Consider the following 20,609-nt stretch of genomic DNA (forward strand, 5'->3'; position numbering starts at 1 on the left):
ACGGTGGCCAACACACCTTCCGCCAAAAAACGTGCAAAACAGGCTGAGAAGCGTCGCAGCCACAACGCCAGCCTGCGTTCCATGGTCCGTACCTACATCAAGAACGTAGTCAAGGCCATCGACGCAAAAGACGCTGAAAAAGCTCAAGCTGCTTACGTTCTGGCTGTGCCAGTTATCGACCGCATGGCCGATAAAGGCATCATCCACAAGAACAAGGCTGCTCGCCATAAGAGCCGTTTGAATGGCCACGTAAAGGCCCTGAACGTTGCCGCTGCTGCCTAAGCGACACGCTCATTAAAAAACCGACCTCAGGGTCGGTTTTTTATTGCCCGGGATTTAACAGGCACCGCACGAACAATGTGGGGGCAGCCCCCTGTGGGAGCAAGGCTTGCCCGCGACAGCATCGCCTCAGCATTAAGATAGACCGAGGCGCCTGCATCGCGGGCAAGCCTTGCTCCCACACAACTCACAATGAGCGTGCCCGAACTATTGAGTACGAGCCCACGGCAAGATCGGGATAGCCGTCACCGCATTCTGCGGGCTGCCCTCGATCACGCGGTCGCTGTAGACCAGGTACACCAGCGTATTACGCTTCTTGTCGAGAAAGCGCACCACCTGCATGGTCTTGAACACCAGGGAAGTACGCTCCTTGAACACTTCCTCGCCATCCTTGAGCTCACCCTTGAAGTTGATGGGCCCGACCTGGCGACAGGCGATGGACGCTTCGGCGCGATCCTCGGCAAGGCCCAGGCCGCCCTTCACACCGCCGGTCTTGGCCCGCGACAGGTAACAGGTCACGCCATCCACCTTGGGATCATCGAATGCCTCGACCACGATCCGGTCGTTCGGCCCGACAAACTTGAACACCGTCGACACCTGGCCAATTTCCTCGGCCGACGCCAACAGCGGCACCGCCAGCAGCAAGCCGATCAATCCTTTTGCCAAACCCATGATTTTTCCTTAGACGAGGATCAGGTTGTCACGGTGGACCAGTTCAGGCTCCGCCATGTAACCCAACAGACCGACAATCGCATCAGACGATTGACCAATGATTTTCTGCGCTTCCAGGGCGCTGTAGTTGGCCAGGCCACGGGCGATCTCGCGACCGTCCGGCGCCACGCACACGACCATTTCGCCGCGACGGAAACTGCCCTGGACCAGCTTCACACCCACCGGCAGCAGGCTTTTATTGCCTTGGGACAAGGCCGACACGGCACCCGCGTCCAGCACCAGGGTGCCGCGGGTTTGCAGATGCCCGGCCAGCCACTGCTTGCGCGCCGCCAGCATGCCGCGTTCCGGGGAGAGCAAAGTACCCATGCGCTCGCCGGCCTTCAGACGATCCAGCACCCGCTCCAGCCGACCGCCGACAATGATAGTGTGAGCCCCGGAGCGCGCCGCCAGACGCGCCGCACGCAGCTTGGTCTGCATGCCGCCGCGCCCCAGCGCACCGCCCGTGCCACCCGCCACCGCGTCCAGCGCCGGGTCGTCGGCACGGGCTTCGTAGATCAGCTTGGCATCGGGGTTATTGCGTGGATCGGCGTCGAACATGCCGTCGCGATCCGTGAGGATCACCAACAGGTCCGCCTCCACCAGGTTCGCCACCAGCGCGGCCAGGGTGTCGTTATCGCCGAAACGGATCTCGTCGGTGACCACCGTGTCGTTCTCGTTGATCACCGGGATGACCTTCAGCTCCACCAGCGCCCGCAAGGTACTGCGAGCATTGAGGTAGCGCTTGCGGTCGGACAGGTCGTCGTGGGTCAGCAGGATCTGCGCCGTATGGCGACCGTGCTCGGCAAAGCTCGACTCCCAAGCCTGCACCAGGCCCATCTGGCCGATGGCGGCGGCCGCCTGCAGTTCATGCATCGCGCTGGGTCGCGACGTCCAGCCCAAACGGCTCATACCGGCCGCCACAGCCCCTGAAGAGACCAACACCAACTCGACGCCAGCCTCATGCAGGGCCACCATCTGCTCGACCCACACCGCCATTGCCTGGCGATCCAGACCCTTGCCATCCGCCGTCAGCAGTGCGCTACCGATCTTCACGACCCAGCGCCGCGCACCCGTCACCTTGCTCCGCATCATCTTCAACCTTTGCCAGCGAACGGCGCGACCCAGCGCCGCCCATGGGATTATTCGTATTTGCGTTTTACAGATACCAAAACGCCGCTCGAATGAGCGGCGCCTTGGGAACCGGCTTGCCGGCGATGATAACACTGCGCTGAAACACTTGAACCTGTGGGAGCGAGCTTGCTCGCGATAGCGGCGCGTCAGCTAACAACTATGCCAACTGACAGACCGCTTTCGCGAGCAAGCTCGCTCCCACAGGGCTCCTGCAGACCCTGGTTTCAGCTGAGTGGTATCACCACAAGATCAGTCGCGAACGTAGATGATTTCCGGACCGTCTTCGTCATCCACATCCTCTTCATCCCAATCATCGTCACCGATGTCATGGACCGACTTGACGCCACTGCGACGCAGGGCACGCTGGTCGTCCAGCGCCTGCAACTGGGCACGAGCCTCGTCTTCGATGCGCTGGTCGAGCTCGGCCAGCTCTTCCTTGTAGGCCGGATCGTTGGCCAGGCGGTCGACGCGATCTTCCAGGTAACGCATGATGTCGTGGCACAGGCGCTCGGTGCCTTCTTTGGCGATGGCCGAGATCACATAGACCGGACCTTCCCACTCCAGGCGGTCGACGATTTCCTTGACCCGCTCTTCGTGTTCTTCTTCGAGGATCTGGTCGCACTTGTTCAGCACCAGCCAACGATCACGCTCGGCCAGGGCCGGACTGAACTTGGTCAGCTCGTTGACGATGACTTCGGCAGCATCGGCGGCATCGGTTTCATCCAGCGGCGCCATGTCGACGAGGTGCAGCAACAGGCGGGTACGGGACAAGTGCTTGAGGAAACGAATCCCCAGGCCCGCGCCCTCGGAAGCCCCTTCGATCAGCCCTGGAATGTCGGCGATCACGAAACTCTTCCAGCGGTCGACGCTGACCACCCCCAGGTTTGGCACCAGGGTGGTGAACGGGTAATCGGCCACTTTCGGCTTGGCCGCCGACACCGAGCGAATGAAGGTACTTTTACCGGCGTTCGGCAGGCCCAACAGGCCCACGTCGGCCAGCACTTTCATTTCCAGCTTCAGGTCACGCTGCTCGCCGGGCTTGCCTGGCGTGGTCTGGCGCGGCGCACGGTTGGTACTGGACTTGAAACGGGTGTTGCCCAGGCCGTGCCAGCCGCCATGGGCGACCAGCAGACGCTGGCCGGCCTTGGTCAGGTCGCCAATCACTTCCTGGGTAGCCGAATCGATCACCGTGGTGCCGACTGGCACGCGCAGGATCAGGTCTTCGCCCTTCTTGCCGGTGCAGTCGGTGCTGCCGCCGTTGGAGCCACGCTCGGCATCGAAGTGCCGGGTGTAACGGTAGTCCACCAGGGTGTTGAGGTTTTCGTCGGCGAGCATGTAGATCGAGCCGCCGTCACCCCCATCACCACCGTTCGGGCCACCGTTTTCAATGAATTTTTCCCGACGGAAACTCATGCAACCATTGCCGCCGTCGCCGGCCTTCACTCGAATCGATACTTCATCAACAAACTTCATGACACACGCCTCTCGCCATACGGACGAGCCAAAAAAACAAGACATAAGACTCTTGCAAAAATGAGCGCAGCGACCTGATGACACGCCCCAACCGCAGCGCCGACAGCCCATACAAACAGTTTTGCAAGAGACTCACCCCACAAACGAAAAAGCCCCGTCGCAAGACAGGGCTTTTCCAGCGGTCTCGCAATTAAGCTGCGATAACGCTTACGTAACGACGACCGAAGGCGCCTTTTACTTCGAACTTGATCACGCCTTCGACTTTAGCGAAGAGGGTGTGATCTTTACCCATGCCCACGCCGTAGCCAGCGTGGAATTGGGTGCCGCGCTGACGCACGATGATGTTGCCTGCTTTGATAGCCTGGCCGCCATACATCTTCACGCCAAGGCGTTTGGCTTCTGAGTCGCGACCGTTACGGGTACTACCACCAGCTTTTTTGTGTGCCATGAGTTCAATTCTCCTAGTGAGGAATTAGGCTGAAATTAAGCCTGAATACCGGTGATTTTGATCTCGGTGTACCACTGGCGGTGGCCCATACGCTTCATGTGGTGCTTACGACGACGGAACTTGATGATGCGGACTTTATCGTGACGACCTTGGGAGATCACTTCAGCCACAACGGTAGCGCCAGCAACGACTGGAGCGCCGATATTCACGTCATCGCCATTGGCGACCAACAGAACGCGATCAAAAGTCACGGATTCGCCGGTAGCGATTTCCAGTTTTTCGATCTTCAGGTATTCACCTGGGGCGACCTTGTATTGCTTGCCACCAGTAACAATTACTGCGTACGACATGGTATTTCTCCGATAATCCTGCTCACCCAGCGCTTTATAAGAAGAGGTATTGGCTGGCATGGCTGCATGGGCTGGAAGGCCCGGATGCAATTGCGTAAGGCAGGTGCTGCCCAGGAAGTTCAGGGTGCGCGATTGTACGCAAGCCACGAGAGCCTTGCAAGTAGCCGTCTATCGCGCCTTGACACCTGCGGACGTGGGTCCTAGCATGCCGCGCAACCCTTCTGGAGCACCTGTCGCTGATGCAACCCCAAGCTTTCTACCGCGCGGTGGCGGACGATTTTAGCGCCGTCGACGGCATCATCAAGAAGCAGCTGACTTCCCGCGTGCCTCTGGTATCGAAAATCGGCGACTACATCACTTCGGCGGGCGGTAAACGCCTGCGTCCTTTATTGGTGCTGCTGTGCGGCAAGGCCCTGGGTCGCGAAGGCGACGACATGCGCCTGCTGGCCGCCACCATCGAATTCCTGCACACCGCGACCCTGCTGCACGACGACGTGGTCGACATGTCCGGCATGCGCCGTGGCCGTTCGACCGCCAACGCCATGTGGGGCAATGCCCCGAGCGTGCTGGTGGGCGACTTCCTGTATTCGCGCTCGTTCGAAATGATGGTCGAGCTGGGCTCGATGCCGGTGATGAAGATCCTGTCCCAGGCCACGCGCATCATCGCCGAAGGCGAAGTGCTGCAGTTGTCCAAGGTACGCGATGCCAGCACCACCGAAGAGACCTACATGGAAGTCATCCGCGGCAAGACCGCGATGCTCTTCGAAGCCTCGACCCACAGCGCCGCTGCCCTGGCCGGCGCCAGCGCCGAGCAGAGCGAAGCGTTGCGCACCTTTGGCGACCACCTGGGCGTGGCCTTCCAGTTGGTGGACGACCTGCTCGACTACAAGGGCGACGCCGAGACCCTGGGCAAGAACGTCGGTGACGACCTGGCCGAAGGCAAGCCGACCCTGCCGCTGATCTACACCATGCGCGAAGGCACGCCAGAACAGGCGGCACTGGTACGCCAGGCGATCCAGAAAGGCGGGATCGAAGACCTGGAAAGCATCCGTATCGCGGTCGAAGCTTCCGGCTCGCTGGAGTACACCGCGAAACTGGCCCGGGACTACGTCGCCCGCGCGATCAAATGCCTCGACGCCCTGCCGCCCAGCGAATACCGCGATGCACTGGTGGAATTGAGCGAATTTGCGGTGGCTCGTACCCACTGATTGCATGAAAACCTGTGGGAGCGAGCTTGCTCGCGATAGCGGTGTGTCAATCAGCGCCAATGTTGCTGATCCAGCGCTATCGCGAGCAAGCTCGCTCCCACAGGGGATTTCACCGCCCTGCCCTTTGCGGCCTAAAACCCTATATAATGTGCGCCCTTTTGCCCTCCTGATACCCAAGGAACCTTAGTGAGCACGTTGCCTCCCTGCCCGAAATGCAATTCCGAATACACCTACGAAGACGGCACCCAGCTGGTCTGCCCGGAGTGTGCCCACGAATGGTCCGCCAGCGGCGAAGCTGAAGCGGCGTCCGACGACACCGTGAAGAAAGATTCGGTCGGCAATGTCTTGCAGGACGGCGACACCATCACCGTGATCAAGGACCTCAAGGTCAAGGGCACCTCGCTGGTGGTCAAGGTCGGCACCAAGGTCAAGAACATCCGCCTATGCGATGGCGACCACGATATCGATTGCAAGATCGACGGCATCGGCCCGATGAAACTCAAATCCGAGTTCGTCAGAAAAGTCTGATTCGGCTGTATTCCATCCCATGCCCCGCGTGTGGGATGGAGCTGCACCCTCCCCGCTTCAGCCCCATTTCTCGGCCGTTAGCCAAGTGCCAACCGCCTTGAGCGGGCACAACCCATCGTCAGAAAAACAATCGCAACGCCAATAGAGACTTGCTATTTAGCGAATAAGAATTATTCTCATCGAACCCATCAAGGAGATGAGAACCATGACTTATTTGATCGATGCCTGGCTGGACCGCCCACATCCCTACCTCAGGATCCTGCATCGGGAAACCGGGGAAGTCTGTGCGGTGCTTGAAGAAGAAGCCTTGAACGAACTGCAGGACCAAGGAGACCTGGACCTCAACAGCCTCAATTCCAGTGAGCCGCTGGTGCTCAAGGAGCTGGTGCGCAATCTGTTCCTGTTCTGCTATGCCCGGGCGTTGCGCCCGACGGGTGATTTCAGCGGCAGGTTTCACGGATGAGCAAAAATAACCTGTGGGAGCGAGCTTGCTCGCGATGGCGGTGTGTCAGCAACGAGCATGTCGACTGACTGTCCGCTTTCGCGAGCAAGCTCGCTCCCACAGTTTTTTGTCCGGCGGTAAAACCGGACAGGGTCTTACAGGACGTCCAGCAACTCGACGTCGAACACCAACACGCTGTGCGGCGGGATGCTGCCAACGCCTTGAGCGCCGTAAGCCAGTTCGCTCGGCACGTACAGGCGCCATTTGCTGCCGGCATTCATCAGTTGCAGTGCTTCGGTCCAGCCTGGGATCACGCCGCCTACCGGGAATTCGGCTGGCTGGCCACGATCGTAGGAGCTGTCGAACACAGTGCCGTCGATCAGGGTGCCGTGGTAGTGGGTACGCACCTGGTCTTCACGGGTCGGCTTGGCGCCTTCACCCTGGGTCAGCACTTCGAATTGCAGGCCGGAAGCCAGGGTGGTGATGCCTTCACGCTTGGCGTTTTCCGCCAGGAATGCACGGCCTTCACCCGCAGCGGCTTCAGCCTTGGCGGCTGCTTCGGCTTGCATGATTTCACGAATGACCTTGAAGCTGGCGGACATCTCGTCCTGGCCCACGCGGCTTGGCTTGCCGGCAAACGCGTCGGTCAGGCCGGCCAGGATCGCGTCCAGGCTGACACCCGGTGGCGGGTTGTCGCGCAGTTGGTCGCCCAACTGACGGCCAATGCCGTAGCTGACGCGGGTTTCGTCGGTGGACAGGTTAACTTCGGACATGATGCTGCTCCGCTGTGCGGACGGCTCGAGAGTTGCCGTGCGTGACACAGCGCCTCCCGGAGCGCCCGGAACCAAAAGGGCGAGCAGACTAGCACAGATGCCACGGCGGGTGACGAGCCCTCACGTCAAAGCAACCCGCCAGAAACGACAACGCCCGCCTGCAGTTCGCCAGGCGGGCGTTGCGCCAGCGCGAGGAACGGGCCTCAGTGCTTGGTCAGTTTGTCCAGGTAGCCCATGGCAAAGGCCGAGACCACGAAGGTCATGTGAATGATCACGTACCACATCAGATGCTCGGGATCGACGTTCTTGGCGTCCATGAAAATGCGCAGCAGGTGGATGGAGGAAATGGCCACGATCGAGGCGGCGACTTTCATCTTCAGCGATGAAGAGTCCATGGTGCCCAGCCAGTTGAGCTTTTCCTTGTCGGAGTCGATGTCCAGTTGCGAAACGAAGTTCTCGTAGCCGGAAATCATCACCATCACCAGCAGGCCACCCACCAGCGCCATGTCGATCAGCGACAGCAGCACCAGGATCAGCTCGGACTCGGCCATGGCGAACACATTGGGGATGATGTGAAAGACTTCCTGGAAGAATTTCAGCGCCAAGGCCAGCAAGCCCAGGGACAGCCCGAAATAGATCGGCGCCAGCAGCCAACGGGAGGCATACATTGCATTTTCGATAAAGCGTTCCATTGAGTCTCACACCTGGGCTGAAAAATCGCGGCGAGTATATCAGCCACGACCTGCCCCACAAATGCCGGGGCCATCCCTGGTCCCTGCTCTTGTGTCAAAATTTTTCTGCGAGTGCCCGTGCGGCGATGGCCTTCAATGCAGCGGACGAAACTCGAAGCCGCCGACATTGCGACAACGGCCTCCATTGATTTCACGCAGTTGGGCCTGCATGTGCAAGGACCAGATCTGCGGGTCGTCGGCCAGCTCATAGCCGTGCAAGGTCAGGCTCTGCACAATGGTGTCGAGGATGGATTCGGCGGCAGTCGGGCCGGGGAATGGCCCCTGGGCCTTGATGGCGGAGGGTTGTTCGCCAGCCATTCCGGCGGCGAAGAGCAAGGTCCACATACCGGTATCTCCCGCCAGGGGGCGGATGGCGCATTCGATACGGGTGACAAGGCCCAGGCATTGACGAGTGAGGCAAAGGTTGCGCGACATGGCGGCGCCCCTCGGTAGATCCGGTATTCAGTCTCGGGAAGAGGCTGTTTCGATCCAATGATGACTCTCGTTATCCTTGAGCTGAGGATAGAAGAAAAGTTCCGGCCTCACGGGCTTTCAAGACCAGAATGCGCCGAGCGGTCATAGTGTGAATATTGACGCCAAAGTGGCGACACTTTTGAAACATAATCCACAAAACATTGATTGTGAGAGCAAGCCTGTGGGAGCAAAGCTTGCTCGCGATGAGGTTGCCACATGCAACACTTCTGCTGACTGGACAAATGCTATCGCGAGCAAGCTTTGCTCCCACAAGCCCGCTCCCACAGGGCTTATCGGCGGTCAGGAGAACATCAAGCCGGCTTGGCCTCCGCCAAGGCCTGCTGTGCCAGTTCCTTTTCCGCTTCCTTGATGTCGTCTTCGCTGATCATTTCCGCGATCACCCGCAGCCGCTCCACCACCCGGGCGTTGACGCTGCCCTCCGGGAACTCGCCGTTTTCATCCGGCTCACCGGCAGGCTCGCCCACCAGCAGGCTCAGGGCTTCGTCGGCCTGACGCACCGCATAGACGTGGAACTGCCCGGCGCGCACGGCGGCCAGCACTTTCTCGTCGAGCATCAGCGTCGCGACGTTGGCCTGGGGAATGATCGCCCCCTGCTCCCCGGTCAACCCCCGGGCTTCGCAGAGGCGGAAGAAGCCTTCGATCTTCTCGTTGACCCCACCCACCGCCTGCACTTCACCGAACTGGTTGATCGAGCCGGTGATGGCGAAGCATTGCTTCAGCGGCGTCTTCGACAGGGCCGAGATCAGCGTACACGCCTCGCCCAGGGATGCACTGTCGCCGTCCACGTAGCCGTAGGATTGCTCCAGGGCAATGCTGGCCGAGATCGCCAGCGGGAATTCCTGGGCATAACGGCTGCCCAGGTAACCGGTGAGGATCATCACGCCCTTGGAGTGGATCGGTTGGCCAAGGTTGACCTCCCGCTCGATGTCGACGATGCCGCTGCCGCCCGGGTACACCGTGGCGGAAATCCGCGCCGGCACGCCAAACGCCGAATCGCCGACCTCCAACACCGTCAGGCCGTTGCATTTGCCCACGGCCGCACCCGCGGTGTCGATCAGGATGATCCCCGCCAGCATGTCGTCGAGGATCCGCGCCGAGACGCGTCCGGTGCGGGTGGCCTTGGCCTTTAGGGCGCGTTCGATATGGCCGGCATCGGTCATCTCGTCACCGGCCAGTTGGCGAATGAAGTCCGCCTCGCTGACCAGTTGGAACAGATCGCCGATACGCGCCGACAAGCGCCCCTGGTGTTCGGCCAGCCGGGCACTGTAGGTCGCCAGGCGCGCCACTGCATCGGCGGTCAGTGGCGCCATGCCTTCTTCTGAAGTGCGAGTCTTGAGCAACTGGGCGAACTGCTCCAGGCTCTCGTCGCCCATCGGGATGTCTTCGTCGAAATCCACCAGCACGCGAAACATTTCCTGGAAGTCCGGATCCAGGTCCTGCAAGGCGTAATAGAGCTGACGGGCGCCGATGATCACGACCTTGACCTGCAACGGGATGTGTTGCGGCGTCAGGGTCACCGTGGCCAGGCGTCCCAGCTCACCCAGGGGCGACTCCATCTTCAGCTTGCGCGATTGCAGGGCGCGCTTGAGCGCATCCCATACGAACGGCTCGCCAAGCATTTTTTCCGCTTCAAGGATCAGGAAACCACCATTGGCCCGGTGCAAGGCACCCGGACGCAGCTGTCGGTACGTGGTGTAGAGCGCGCCCTGGTCGGTGCTGTACTCAATCCGGCCAAACAGGTTGTCGTAGGTCGGGTGCGGCTCGAACACCACCGGCGCGCCACCGCTGGACGGATGCCCGACCACCAGGCTTGGCGCGTACTGCTCTTCCAGCAGCTTGCGAGCGATGGCGTCGGTCTTGCTGTCGTCCACCAGTTGCTCGACCACGGTCTTGAGCAGATAGACCTGCATGGCTTGCAGGTAGCCACAGACCGCGGCGTTCTCCGCGTACTTTTCCGACAGCGGCGCCAGCAACGGTTGCAGGGCCAGGGTGATGGTTTCTTCGTTGAGCTGGCGCAACTGGTTGCTGGACTCGCGCTTCCATTGCGGCAGGCTGGCGAGCTCTTCGTTCAAACGCTCTTCCAGGCCGGAGATGTCCTCGTGGAAACGCTCGCGCTCGGCCTCCGGCAACTGGGCGAATTCCGCCTCGTCCAGGGCCTTGCCTTCGCTCATCGGCGTGAAGGCGATGTTGCTGCTGTCACGGTACAGCGCGACATCCTTCTCCAGCGCCAGGCGCTCGATCACATCCAGGGCCCGGTCGTAGCGCTGGTTGAAAGCGCGGTCGATGGCGCTTTTTTTCTGCTGGTAGGACGGGTGCTCGAACACCGCCGGGAAGGTCGCCAGCAGGTTGTCGATCAAGCCGTTGATGTCACCGATGAACGCACCGGCCGTGCCGGACGGCAGCTCCAGGGCACGAGGCTCGCGGGGCTCATCGAAATTGTTGACGTAGACCCAGTCCGCCGGGGTCTGCAGGCGCTTGCCTTCGGCCTTGAGGTAGCGTTTGACGAAGGAAAACCGGCCAGTGCCGGGCTCGCCCATGACAAATACGTTGTAACCGGGGCGCGGCATGGCCACGCCGAACTGCAAGGCTTCGACCGCACGTTCCTGGCCGAGCACACCGCGGAAGGGCTCCAGATCATTGGTGGTAGAGAAGCTGAACTGTTCAGCGGAAAACGGACGGGTCAGCGCTTCGGGCGCTAGACGCAAGCTGGCAGCAACAGGATCAGGCATCGGGCTTCCTTACATCAGGCGGGGCAGATAGCGGCATTCTGGCGCTGCCTGCACCTGACTGGCAAGGAGCGCCTCAGACCAAAGCATAGTCAATGGGAAAACCCCGGGCGCAGCCCCGTAAACAGGCGATCCCCGTAATGTTTTTGCAAAATGTCACGGAACCCTGGGATCGTGCCTAAACTCCAAAGTGCGCGGCTGGAACAATAACCGGCCCACTGGCAGCTGTAGGGGCCAGACCCTGTCCATTGGTATGCACATAAAGAGAACATAGCTATGAAACGGATTCTTCTCGGTACTCTCTTCACCGCTGTATCCCTCAACGCCATGGCTCAGGCGCCGGGCGGCCCGGATTGCGGCTGGGGCAACATGCTGTTCGAAGGTCAGCGTGGCACTCCGGCACACTTCCTGGCATCCACCACCAACGGCACTTCCGGTAACGCAACCTTCGGCATGACCTCCGGCACCAACGGCTGCTCGACCAACGCGGCACTGACCTACGGTGGCAAGTCCTGGCTGGCCATGAATGGCATGATGAACGAGCTGTCCGAAGACATGGCCAAGGGTCAGGGCGAAGCGCTGACCACCTATGCCGTGGTACTGGGCGTGGCGCCGGAAGATCGCGCACACTTCTCCGCTGTTACCCACGAGCACTTCCAGCAGATCTTCAGCAAGGCTGACGTGACCGCAGAAGATGTGCATACCAACACCCTGGCCGTACTGAAAAGCGACCCTCGCCTGGCCAAGTACGCCACTCAAGCTTAAGCTCGGCACCACTCGCTCCTCTCGGGGAGCGGGTTTTCTTTTTGGGGCCCCTTCGGTCTTTATTTTTTCGACTTTCCAAGTAGCCGACTATGCTCAAACGCCTTGCCTGGCTGGCGCTCTGTGTGTGCGCCCCGCTGTCCGCCGCGCCTCATATCGACCCTCAACGTTTGCAGCAACTGGCCAATGACCGCTTCTGGATCTCCCTGGGCCACTACGAAACCGCCAAATTGGGTGGCTGGCGCAGCTATATCAGCGACAAAAAATTCTTCCTCGCCCCCGACGGCAACGAACACCCTGACCGTGAACTGACCGCCACGCTGCAAGCCTTGTATGGCCCGGTCAGTGCCGGCCAGCAACATGCCCAGTGCGTGTACCCGGCGCGCACCCGCTGGCTGAAGGCGCAGCTCAACCTGACAGACCTGCCGGCGGTCAACTGCAGCGACTTCACCCAGTGGTTCAAGGATGTGTCGCCCCACAGTGCGGTGATGATTTTCCCCGCCGCGTACCTCAACAGTCCGTCCTCGATGTTCGGCCACACCCTGTTACGCATCGACCAGGCCGATGTGCAAAGCGACAAGACCGCCCTGCTCAGCTACGCGATCAACTTTGGCGCCTACATCGAAGGTTCGGACAACAGCATCCTCTATGCCTGGAAGGGCCTGATGGGCGGCTATCCCGGCCTGTTCGCCCTGGTGCCGTACCAGGAAAAACTCTCCGAGTACCGTAGCCTGGAGAACCGCGACCTGTGGGAATACCGCCTCAACCTGAGCCAGGCGGAAACCGAGCGCATGGTCGAGCACGTCTGGGAACTCAAGCAGATCCAGTTCGACTATTTCTTTTTCGACGAAAACTGCTCCTATCGCCTGCTTGAATTGCTCCAAGTGGCTCGCCCCAGCCTGCGCCTGACCGAACAATTCCCGCTGACGGCGATTCCCACCGACACCGTCAAGGCGGTGAAAGAAGCCGGCCTGGTGGAAAGCATCCAGTATCGGCCGTCCCGGGAACGGGAACTGCTCAGCCGCGCCGAACCGCTCAGCGATGACGAACAACAATGGGTACTGAACGTCAGCGCCGATCAGCAGCAACTGCAAGCACCGGCATTCAAGGCGCTGCCCCGCGAACGCCAGGCACTGATCATCGACGCGGCGTATCGCCTGGAACGCTATCGTGCCAACGGCCAGGAACGCGATCCGCAACGGGCCCAGCGCAGCTTCGAGCTGTTGCGGGCGATCAACCAGAACCCCGCACCGGAACTCGACATCCCGCAACCGGGCCTGCCCGAGGACGGTCACCAATCCCGCACCTGGCAGGCCGGCCTCGGCACACGGGGCGACCGGGCGTTCGGCGAATACGGCTTGCGCATGGCCTATCACGACCTCAACGACAACGCCGAAAGTTTCCCCCTGGGAGCACAGATCGAAATCCTGCAATTGAAACTGCGCCAGTACGAAGGCAATGACTGGCAGGTGCAGCAACTGGATCTGGCGACCATTCGCTCCCTGACCCCACGCAACGAGCTGCTGCAACCGCTGTCCTGGCAGGTTACCGGCGGCCTGGAGCGGGTGCCGGGCAAACACGACGATGAAACCTTGGTCAGCCACGTCAACGGCGGTGCCGGTGGTACCTGGGCGCTGGGCGAAGATGTGCTGGGCTTTGCCCTGGGCACGGTGCGGGTGGAGCACAACAACGATTTCGCCCAGTTCATCGCCCCGGCCGCCGGCTTCAACAGCGGCGTGCTGTGGAAAAACCCGCTGGGCAACTTGAGCCTGGAAGCCAAGGGCGATTATTTCGTCAACGGCGAAGTGCGTCGTAGCCTGAGCCTCAACCAGCAGTGGGAATTGTCCCGCAACCTCGGCCTGCGCTTGAGTGCCCAGCGAGAGTTCAGCCACCTGGCTTCGCCGGAGAACGAGGTGATGCTCGAGGTGAAGTGGTATCACTATTGAGCCACACCGCTCTGCACGCGCACAGAGACGAACGGATTAATCACAGGGCTTTCACATCGGCCTGACGAATCCGCTTCTAGACTTCTCGTATAAGTGGATACGGCAGGAAGGCTCAAATGAGGCGTGCGGCAGTGGTACTGGGTGTATTGATGTTGCTCGGTGGCTGTGAAACCACTCATGAAGACCTGATCGCCCGAGGTTACCCACCGGCGTTCGCCGACGGCTACGACGACGGTTGCAGCAGTGGTCGGCAAGCGGCGGGGGTGATCACCGGCCAGTTCAGGAAAGACGTGCCACGGTACCTCAAGGATCCGCGCTACGCCGAAGGCTGGAGCGATGGTTTCCGGCAGTGCCAGGCGATGCGCGAAAGCGAGGAGCGCAATGCCTACCGCGATCGTCATTGGGATGACCACGAACGTGCCTGGCAACAAGAAAAGGATCGGGACGCCGCCCGGGCTTATCGCTCGCCGTGAGTCGCGCATAGACATTCGTCGAAACCAAAAGCCTGCGACCATGGACCAAACTCCAATAGAGGAGAACACCATGAGCCGCGCTTTCGTCAACGAAGACAACGCCGCTGCCCAGGCCGACCAGCCGGTCGAACGTCAGGTCAGTGCGCAACCCAATTACGTCACGCCCACCGGGCTTGCCCTGCTCCAGGCCCGGTTCGCCGAGTTGCAGGCCCTGCACAGCCAGCAGGCGACCCGAGGGGAACTGGCGGACAAACAACGGATCGCCGACCTTGAACGGGATCTGCGCTATTTCAAGCAGCGCCTGCAAAGCGCCCAGGTCGTTGCACCGACGTCGTCCGACCAAGTGCGGATCGGGCATTGGGTGACCTTTGTCGATGAACAGGATCATGAGCAACGAGTGCAGTTAGTGGGGGAAGACCAGGCCGATGCGGCCAGTGGCTTGATCAACTGGGGCTCGCCGCTGGGGCGGGCGTTGCTGGGGGCGAAGGTTGGGGATGAAGTGACATGGAAGCGACCGCTGGGAGATCTCGCCATCGAGGTCGTGGCGATAGACCTCCCATGATGTTGCCGGTTTCTTTAATCATGATTAAAGCTTCTAACATCAAGACCCGACAACAATCTGTTACTTGCCTGTAGCTATATGTAACTGCAACATGAGGTCATAACAACAAGTTTGCGTTAAATAAGGACCATGCTACTGTTTTTCCCGCACCGTAATCGGCGCACTGTAAAAACAGAAAGGAGATGCACTAATGAGCGAACAAATACTGGCAATGTCAGGTGACTTCGACAGCGACTTCAAGTTCTACCAACAGGTAACTGATCTCGGCTCCGAGTCAGCAGCACTGACCATTGTCGAATGCGGAACCATAAACTGCACCGCTCTTTTATGCTAAATTCTTTCCCATCAAAATAGACCTGCACAACAGGCCCTTGATACTTCCTAACCCCACCTATACAACAACATCATCAACATCCTACCGTTCGGATGCGCTTACTCGCGCCCAACCGACTGTACTTGATGTTTGATAACTGATGAGGAAAACACTATGAGCGAACAAATCCTGAACATGTCCGGCGATGTCTATGGCGAGTTCGACGCTTACCAAGCCCCCACCAACAACACGGGGTCGATCCTGGCAACGACGATGGAGTGCAACACCTTTGGAACGTGCACCAATCTGGAATGCTCGACACTCGGGTGTTAAGCCCTTCAACTGATCGAAACAGGCAACACCTATAAACATAGAGCAGGCAACGCCTGCTCTATCCATGTCAGGAGCAACGGCATGCTTGTTAACGCTTTGCAGTTGAATCAGCGAGGCCGGTACAGATTCTCTTCCGACGGCGACATCGCCCTTTTTGAAAACAACCTGACCCGCCTGCATGCTGATGATCAGGCCTTGCTGGATCATTTCGGGTTGAACAGGGACCAACTGGCATCGTATGCCCAGGAGCCCATCAACCACCCGTCCCTGCCTGTCGACGGCGAAACCGTCTTGATGGACCTGAAGAACAAGCTCACTCGGCTTGACAGCATTCACGTCGACACAGAGACCATGAGCGGCAAAGACAATTTTTATTGGTTTGGCTACCGTTTTTTTCTTTATTTCATCGACACGTTCAAGGCGGATGGGCGCTACGCCAAAGCGTCACTGCACATTGATGAAACCGCCCTGTTGGCAAGCCTTGAGCGCTATATCCTGGCCCGAGTCGGACGCACCTCGGAACAAAGCCTGGTCCATTTTCTGAATACGCAAATTGCCGACGGCGACGACCTTGATCTGGACGGATTCAACGAACACCTGCGCACATTGCCGTTGTTGAAATTTTTCGAATCCTATCCCGTACTGGCGACACTGCTGCTGGATTTGCTGGAAGACACTCTCAATTACCTTTATGCGGTCATTCTCGATTTCGCCGACGATGTTGAAGCACTGGAGGCGGAATTCTCGATCCCGTCCCGGAAAATCGAGGCCATCGAGTTCGGCCTGGGTGACCCCCACGGTCGCGGCGAAACGGTCTGCCAGGTTAAGGTCTGCGCGATTTCATTGGTCTACAAGCCACGGGCAAGCCGCGAAGCACTTTTTTTCAATCAACTGCTTGGACAACTACGTGAGTGGACAGGCGCGGATTGCTTTGCCATCCACGCGCCAAGAATCCTCAGCCGTGAGCGCCATAGCTGGATAGAAAAGGTCGACAACACGCCTTGTGCCAACGCAGCGGACGTGGCGCTGTTCTATAAAAAGATGGGCGCACAGATCGCCGTCATTCATGCCCTCAACGGCATCGACTTCCATTACGAGAACATCATTGCGTGTGGCAGCAGCCCTGTCATGATCGATCTTGAGTGCTTGTTCACTGCGTCCACCAGCGACCTGTTACTCGAACTGCCACTCGATAGCGCACTGTCCAACACCTTCAAATTGATCCAGCAGTCGGTGTGCTCCAGCGGCTTCGTACCCTTTTCCCAAAAATCCAATAACGACCAGAGCGGGCTGACTCGGCAAGCGCTATTCATTTCCACCCGCCATACCCTGGTTTTCGAAGATGGCTTTTACCATTTACGTAAAGTCGAGTTCGAACACCTTCTGCAGCAAAAGCATTTGCCGCTTTTGCAGGGTGAACGCAAGGGGCATGAAACGTATAAAGCCGAACTTGTCCACGGCTTTGAATATGCGTATGGCGAACTGCTGACGCATCGGCACACGATCATGCAGATGCTTGAGCAATCCGCAGGCGAATTATCAACCCGCGTATTGCTCAAAAACTCTCAACGTTATGCGGACTTGATCGGCCTGAGCCGTCATCCACGCTTCATGAAAAACATGTTGGACCGGGAGCTTCTGCTTGCAACCCTGTGGAAAGACTTGAAAGAGCCCTATCGAGCAAAGGGCATCCCACGCCATGAAATAGCCGACCTGCAAAGATCCAGCATTCCGTGTTTCACCATGCCGCTCAATTCCAATGCGTTGATGAGCGCCCAAGGTGAAACAATAGACATGACGAAAGTACAACCCCCGATAAAAAGCTGCTTACAGAAAATAGCCAATCTGTCCGCAGCCGACAGGGCATTACAACTCACACTGCTTGAAATGTGTCTGTATCCGGAGTCGAACGGACAGCCGTCATCACGTGCCCCCCTAAAAGCGCCCCAAGCGGATCGACTCGACGCAATACTCGGCATCAGTTCCCGCCTCGAAGCACTCGCGATCAAGGGAACGGCAACGGACGTCAGTTGGTTGGCGTTCCATACGCACCCAACGACTCGTGGAAAATACCCTTCACCCATGGATCATGGGTTGTACTCCGGTATCGCCGGGATTGGGTTGTTTTATCTGAGCCTGTTCAAGGTAAGCGGCAAACCACGCTTACTGTCGCTCCTGGATCAGGTACTGGCTTCACTGGAACAACACTTTGGCTTTTTCAAAGCCGACCTGACCGTCAGTGCCTATCATGGCCTGGGCTCTTATCTCTATCTGCTCATCAATCGTCGCCAAATCACCGGCGATTCACAACACGATGAGAAAATTGCCAGCCTGCTGACCCAACTGATTGATGTACCCCCTGAAGACTACGATTTCGACTTCCTGGGCGGCTGTTGTGGTGCGGTGACGCTGCTGGCCAATATCCATGGGTTATCGGCGCAAGCGGATGTGCGGCCGGCCATTCGGCGCATGGTTGCCTACATAAAGGACCAGATACTGATCGAAGAAAGCCAGCTTCTTCGACGCGATGACCGCTCCGTCATTTTAACGGGCCTGTCCCATGGTCTCTCCGGCGTCATCCTGGCCTTGTGCAAAGCCTATGATGTGACCGGCGATGGGGCGTTGGTGCCCTTGGCCATCCAGGTACTGGAGGGTGAAAATCGCTTGAGCCGAGAGGGTTTCTGGCTGGATCTGAGAGGCCTGGGCCCTGTCGACCATGCCACCAAGTGGTGTCACGGAGACGGCGGCATCCTCATCGCCAGGCGACAACTCATGAAGTCGATGGGCGAGGTCTTGGACGAAACCACCCGGCAGACGGTGCTCGACGACATCCAGCGTTGCGAGAACAATCTTTGGCAGCACGGCTTGGGCGATGGCTATAACCTGTGCCATGGCGATTTCGGCAATCTGATCTGCCTGTATGACTTGTATCGTCACGCCGATGACCCCGAGGGCATCAGCAGGGTCAAGCAGGCCCTTGGCAAAGTCGCCCGGCAGTTTTTCGCAGGCCCCTTTCTCGACAGCGGTCGGGTTCCCGACGTCAGCCTGCTGACGGGCATTACGGGGGCAGGTTATGCCTTGCTGTATGAGATCGATCCAACGATCCCCAACATACTCTCGCTCGATTTCGCGCTGCAGACGTAGGCTAGAACTGTGGGAGCGAGCTCGCTCGCGATAGCGGTGGATCAGTCAACCCCAATGTCGCTGACCACCGCCATCGCGAGCAAGCTCGCTCCCACATTTCCGATCCCTATCAGGCCAGTTTCTTGTGCCGTACACGATGCGGCTGGGCGGCCGCTTCGCCGAGGCGTTTCTTGCGATCGGCTTCGTATTCGGTGTAGTTGCCTTCGAAGAATACCGCTTGGGAGTCGTCTTCGTACGCCAGGATGTGGGTCGCCACACGGTCGAGGAACCACCGATCGTGGGAGATCACAATGGCGGCGCCCGGGAAGTCCAGCAAGGCTTCTTCCAGGGAGCGCAGGGTTTCGACGTCGAGGTCGTTGGACGGTTCGTCGAGCAGCAGGACGTTGCCGCCCTCCTTCAAGGTCAACGCCAGGTGCAAGCGACCGCGCTCACCGCCGGACAGGTCCTTGACGAACTTCTGCTGGTCGCCGCCCTTGAAGTTGAAGCGGCCGACGTAAGTGCGCGACGGGATTTCATAGTTGCCGATGCGGATCTGGTCGGAACCGTCGGAGATCTGCTGGAACACGGTCTTGCTGCCGTCCAGGTCCTCGCGGCTCTGGTCGACGCAAGCCAGTTGCACGGTTTCACCGATTTCGATGCTGCCCGAATCCGGGGTTTCCTTGCCCATCAGCATGCGGAACAACGTGGATTTACCCGCGCCGTTACCACCGATCACACCGACGATGGCACCTTTGGGCATGGAGAACGACAGGTTGTCGATCAGCACGCGGTCGCCATAACCCTTGGTGACGTTCTTGAACTCGATGACCTTGTCACCCAGGCGCGGACCGGCCGGGATGTAGATCTCGTTGGTTTCGCTGCGCTTCTGGAATTCCTGGGACTGCATTTCCTCGAAGCGCTGCAGACGTGCCTTGGATTTGGACTGGCGGGCCTTGGCGCCTTTGCGCACCCACTCCAGTTCTTCCTTCATGGCTTTTTCATGAGCCGACTGCTGCTTGGATTCCTGGGCCAGACGATCGGACTTGGCTTCCAGCCAGCCCGAATAGTTGCCCTCGTACGGAATGCCTGCGCCGCGGTCGAGTTCGAGGATCCAGCCGGCGACGTTGTCCAGGAAGTAACGGTCGTGCGTGATCGCAACCACGGTGCCCGGGAAGTCATGCAGGAAGTGTTCGAGCCAGGCGACGGAATCGGCGTCCAAGTGGTTGGTCGGTTCGTCGAGCAGCAGCATGTCCGGGGCCGACAGCAGCAGGCGGCACAAGGCCACGCGGCGCTTTTCACCACCGGAGAGGTGTTCGACCTTCGCGTCCCAGGCCGGCAGGCGCAGTGCATCGGCGGCAACTTCCAGCTGGCGATCCAGGTTGTGGCCGTCGCTGGCCTGCAGGATCGCTTCGAGCTTGGCCTGTTCGGCGGCCAGCTTGTCGAAGTCGGCATCCGGGTCGGCGTAGGCGGCATAGACCTCGTCGAGGCGCGCCTGGGCGTCCTTGATCACGCTGACCGCTTCCTCGACCACTTCACGCACGGTCTTGCTCGGGTCCAGTTGCGGTTCCTGGGGCAGGTAGCCGATATTCAGGTCCGGCATCGGACGGGCTTCACCGTCGAATTCGCTATCGACGCCGGCCATGATTTTCAGCAGCGTGGACTTACCCGAGCCGTTGAGACCCAGTACGCCGATCTTGGCCCCGGGGAAGAACGACAATGAAATGTTTTTCAGGATTTCCCGCTTCGGCGGAACAACTTTGCTCAGCCGATGCATGGTGAAGACGTATTGAGCCATGGTGAAC

21 protein-coding genes are annotated in these 20,609 nt (G+C 59.4%); 11 read left to right on the forward strand and 10 right to left on the reverse strand.

Annotated features, from left to right (window positions below):
* Positions 1–3: 3 nt before the first annotated feature.
* The gene (rpsT, locus tag ACZ5M5_RS26380) at positions 4–282 is read left to right on the forward strand and encodes a 30S ribosomal protein S20 (RefSeq protein WP_003185593.1); all 279 of its coding nucleotides are present in this window, start codon (positions 4–6) and stop codon (positions 280–282) included.
* Positions 283–486: 204 nt separating this feature from the next.
* Here the strand turns inward: rpsT and ACZ5M5_RS26385 are convergent, their stop codons facing one another.
* From ACZ5M5_RS26385 to rplU, 5 genes are all read right to left on the reverse strand, one after another.
* Positions 487–951, reverse strand: a complete 465-nt coding sequence (locus ACZ5M5_RS26385) for a CreA family protein (protein WP_192263796.1) — start codon at positions 949–951, stop codon at positions 487–489.
* Positions 952–960: 9 nt separating this feature from the next.
* Complete coding sequence (gene proB, locus ACZ5M5_RS26390) at positions 961–2,079, reverse strand: glutamate 5-kinase (RefSeq protein WP_060740552.1); 1,119 nt, start codon at positions 2,077–2,079, stop codon at positions 961–963.
* A 291-nt stretch (positions 2,080–2,370) separates the two neighbouring features.
* Complete coding sequence (gene cgtA / locus ACZ5M5_RS26395; RefSeq protein ID WP_103310809.1) at positions 2,371–3,594, reverse strand: Obg family GTPase CgtA; 1,224 nt, start codon at positions 3,592–3,594, stop codon at positions 2,371–2,373.
* Between the two features lie 190 nt (positions 3,595–3,784).
* Positions 3,785–4,042 carry a 50S ribosomal protein L27 gene (gene rpmA, locus ACZ5M5_RS26400; protein WP_003205738.1) on the reverse strand — a complete coding sequence of 86 codons (258 nt, stop codon included), beginning with the start codon at positions 4,040–4,042 and terminating at the stop codon, positions 3,785–3,787.
* Positions 4,043–4,077: 35 nt separating this feature from the next.
* Positions 4,078–4,392 carry a 50S ribosomal protein L21 gene (gene rplU, locus ACZ5M5_RS26405; RefSeq protein WP_003176051.1) on the reverse strand — a complete coding sequence of 105 codons (315 nt, stop codon included), beginning with the start codon at positions 4,390–4,392 and terminating at the stop codon, positions 4,078–4,080.
* A gap of 239 nt (positions 4,393–4,631) precedes the next feature.
* On the opposite strand from rplU, the gene ACZ5M5_RS26410 reads away from it, so the two are divergent.
* From ACZ5M5_RS26410 to ACZ5M5_RS26420, 3 genes are all read left to right on the forward strand, one after another.
* Positions 4,632–5,600 (forward strand): polyprenyl synthetase family protein, encoded by a 969-nt coding sequence (locus ACZ5M5_RS26410; RefSeq protein ID WP_072411888.1) that lies wholly within the window; start codon positions 4,632–4,634, stop codon positions 5,598–5,600.
* Positions 5,601–5,786: 186 nt separating this feature from the next.
* Entirely contained in the window at positions 5,787–6,128 is a 342-nt protein-coding gene (locus ACZ5M5_RS26415; protein WP_053123983.1) for a zinc ribbon domain-containing protein YjdM, read from the forward strand.
* Positions 6,129–6,333: 205 nt separating this feature from the next.
* Positions 6,334–6,591, forward strand: coding sequence for a PA4570 family protein (locus tag ACZ5M5_RS26420; RefSeq protein WP_003205743.1), 258 nt, complete (start codon positions 6,334–6,336; stop codon positions 6,589–6,591).
* Between the two features lie 134 nt (positions 6,592–6,725).
* Here the strand turns inward: ACZ5M5_RS26420 and ACZ5M5_RS26425 are convergent, their stop codons facing one another.
* The 4 genes from ACZ5M5_RS26425 to ACZ5M5_RS26440 form a co-directional block, all read right to left on the reverse strand.
* Positions 6,726–7,343: an FKBP-type peptidyl-prolyl cis-trans isomerase gene (locus ACZ5M5_RS26425; RefSeq protein WP_003205746.1), complete on the reverse strand. Its 618-nt coding sequence runs from the start codon at positions 7,341–7,343 to the stop codon at positions 6,726–6,728.
* A 203-nt stretch (positions 7,344–7,546) separates the two neighbouring features.
* Complete coding sequence (locus ACZ5M5_RS26430; RefSeq protein ID WP_047230159.1) at positions 7,547–8,035, reverse strand: TIGR00645 family protein; 489 nt, start codon at positions 8,033–8,035, stop codon at positions 7,547–7,549.
* 132 nt (positions 8,036–8,167) lie between these two features.
* Positions 8,168–8,509: a PA4575 family protein gene (locus ACZ5M5_RS26435; protein ID WP_013694243.1), complete on the reverse strand. Its 342-nt coding sequence runs from the start codon at positions 8,507–8,509 to the stop codon at positions 8,168–8,170.
* A gap of 350 nt (positions 8,510–8,859) precedes the next feature.
* On the reverse strand, positions 8,860–11,298 hold the full coding sequence (locus tag ACZ5M5_RS26440; RefSeq protein WP_060740549.1) for a Lon protease family protein: 2,439 nt from the start codon (positions 11,296–11,298) through the stop codon (positions 8,860–8,862).
* Between the two features lie 273 nt (positions 11,299–11,571).
* Between ACZ5M5_RS26440 and ACZ5M5_RS26445 the strand changes: the two genes are divergently transcribed.
* The 7 genes from ACZ5M5_RS26445 to lanM all read left to right on the forward strand — a co-directional run bounded on the left by ACZ5M5_RS26445 (position 11,572) and on the right by lanM (position 18,828).
* Complete coding sequence (locus ACZ5M5_RS26445) at positions 11,572–12,060, forward strand: DUF3015 domain-containing protein (protein WP_057451579.1); 489 nt, start codon at positions 11,572–11,574, stop codon at positions 12,058–12,060.
* 89 nt (positions 12,061–12,149) lie between these two features.
* Positions 12,150–14,003 (forward strand): Lnb N-terminal periplasmic domain-containing protein, encoded by a 1,854-nt coding sequence (locus ACZ5M5_RS26450; RefSeq protein ID WP_464738187.1) that lies wholly within the window; start codon positions 12,150–12,152, stop codon positions 14,001–14,003.
* 116 nt (positions 14,004–14,119) lie between these two features.
* Positions 14,120–14,476 carry a hypothetical protein gene (locus ACZ5M5_RS26455; RefSeq protein ID WP_103310810.1) on the forward strand — a complete coding sequence of 119 codons (357 nt, stop codon included), beginning with the start codon at positions 14,120–14,122 and terminating at the stop codon, positions 14,474–14,476.
* Between the two features lie 70 nt (positions 14,477–14,546).
* Positions 14,547–15,038 (forward strand): GreA/GreB family elongation factor, encoded by a 492-nt coding sequence (locus ACZ5M5_RS26460; RefSeq protein WP_060740546.1) that lies wholly within the window; start codon positions 14,547–14,549, stop codon positions 15,036–15,038.
* 190 nt (positions 15,039–15,228) lie between these two features.
* Positions 15,229–15,372 carry a hypothetical protein gene (locus ACZ5M5_RS26465; protein ID WP_175534988.1) on the forward strand — a complete coding sequence of 48 codons (144 nt, stop codon included), beginning with the start codon at positions 15,229–15,231 and terminating at the stop codon, positions 15,370–15,372.
* Positions 15,373–15,525: 153 nt separating this feature from the next.
* On the forward strand, positions 15,526–15,684 hold the full coding sequence (locus ACZ5M5_RS26470) for a hypothetical protein (RefSeq protein ID WP_177431746.1): 159 nt from the start codon (positions 15,526–15,528) through the stop codon (positions 15,682–15,684).
* Positions 15,685–15,765: 81 nt separating this feature from the next.
* Entirely contained in the window at positions 15,766–18,828 is a 3,063-nt protein-coding gene (lanM, locus tag ACZ5M5_RS26475; RefSeq protein ID WP_464738188.1) for a type 2 lanthipeptide synthetase LanM, read from the forward strand.
* Positions 18,829–18,937: 109 nt separating this feature from the next.
* Here the strand turns inward: lanM and ettA are convergent, their stop codons facing one another.
* Positions 18,938–20,602 carry an energy-dependent translational throttle protein EttA gene (gene ettA, locus ACZ5M5_RS26480; protein ID WP_464738189.1) on the reverse strand — a complete coding sequence of 555 codons (1,665 nt, stop codon included), beginning with the start codon at positions 20,600–20,602 and terminating at the stop codon, positions 18,938–18,940.
* Between the last annotated feature and the right edge of the window lie 7 nt (positions 20,603–20,609).

The sequence above is a fragment of the Pseudomonas sp. Van50 genome (assembly GCF_055390755.1).

Bases quoted from the DNA above. Each gene is read 5' to 3' on its own strand.
- ACZ5M5_RS26385 (WP_192263796.1), bottom strand. From the start codon at position 951: ATGGGTTTGGCAAAAGGATTGATCGGCTTGCTGCTGGCGGTGCCGCTG.
- proB (WP_060740552.1), bottom strand. From the start codon at position 2,079: ATGCGGAGCAAGGTGACGGGTGCGCGGCGCTGGGTCGTGAAGATCGGT.
- cgtA (WP_103310809.1), bottom strand. From the start codon at position 3,594: ATGAAGTTTGTTGATGAAGTATCGATTCGAGTGAAGGCCGGCGACGGC.
- rpmA (WP_003205738.1), bottom strand. From the start codon at position 4,042: ATGGCACACAAAAAAGCTGGTGGTAGTACCCGTAACGGTCGCGACTCA.
- rplU (WP_003176051.1), bottom strand. From the start codon at position 4,392: ATGTCGTACGCAGTAATTGTTACTGGTGGCAAGCAATACAAGGTCGCC.
- ACZ5M5_RS26410 (WP_072411888.1), top strand. From the start codon at position 4,632: ATGCAACCCCAAGCTTTCTACCGCGCGGTGGCGGACGATTTTAGCGCC.
- ACZ5M5_RS26420 (WP_003205743.1), top strand. From the start codon at position 6,334: ATGACTTATTTGATCGATGCCTGGCTGGACCGCCCACATCCCTACCTC.
- ACZ5M5_RS26425 (WP_003205746.1), bottom strand. From the start codon at position 7,343: ATGTCCGAAGTTAACCTGTCCACCGACGAAACCCGCGTCAGCTACGGC.
- ACZ5M5_RS26430 (WP_047230159.1), bottom strand. From the start codon at position 8,035: ATGGAACGCTTTATCGAAAATGCAATGTATGCCTCCCGTTGGCTGCTG.
- ACZ5M5_RS26435 (WP_013694243.1), bottom strand. From the start codon at position 8,509: ATGTCGCGCAACCTTTGCCTCACTCGTCAATGCCTGGGCCTTGTCACC.
- ACZ5M5_RS26440 (WP_060740549.1), bottom strand. From the start codon at position 11,298: ATGCCTGATCCTGTTGCTGCCAGCTTGCGTCTAGCGCCCGAAGCGCTG.
- ACZ5M5_RS26445 (WP_057451579.1), top strand. From the start codon at position 11,572: ATGAAACGGATTCTTCTCGGTACTCTCTTCACCGCTGTATCCCTCAAC.
- ACZ5M5_RS26450 (WP_464738187.1), top strand. From the start codon at position 12,150: ATGCTCAAACGCCTTGCCTGGCTGGCGCTCTGTGTGTGCGCCCCGCTG.
- ACZ5M5_RS26455 (WP_103310810.1), top strand. From the start codon at position 14,120: ATGAGGCGTGCGGCAGTGGTACTGGGTGTATTGATGTTGCTCGGTGGC.
- ACZ5M5_RS26460 (WP_060740546.1), top strand. From the start codon at position 14,547: ATGAGCCGCGCTTTCGTCAACGAAGACAACGCCGCTGCCCAGGCCGAC.
- ACZ5M5_RS26465 (WP_175534988.1), top strand. From the start codon at position 15,229: ATGAGCGAACAAATACTGGCAATGTCAGGTGACTTCGACAGCGACTTC.
- ACZ5M5_RS26470 (WP_177431746.1), top strand. From the start codon at position 15,526: ATGAGCGAACAAATCCTGAACATGTCCGGCGATGTCTATGGCGAGTTC.
- lanM (WP_464738188.1), top strand. From the start codon at position 15,766: ATGCTTGTTAACGCTTTGCAGTTGAATCAGCGAGGCCGGTACAGATTC.
- ettA (WP_464738189.1), bottom strand. From the start codon at position 20,602: ATGGCTCAATACGTCTTCACCATGCATCGGCTGAGCAAAGTTGTTCCG.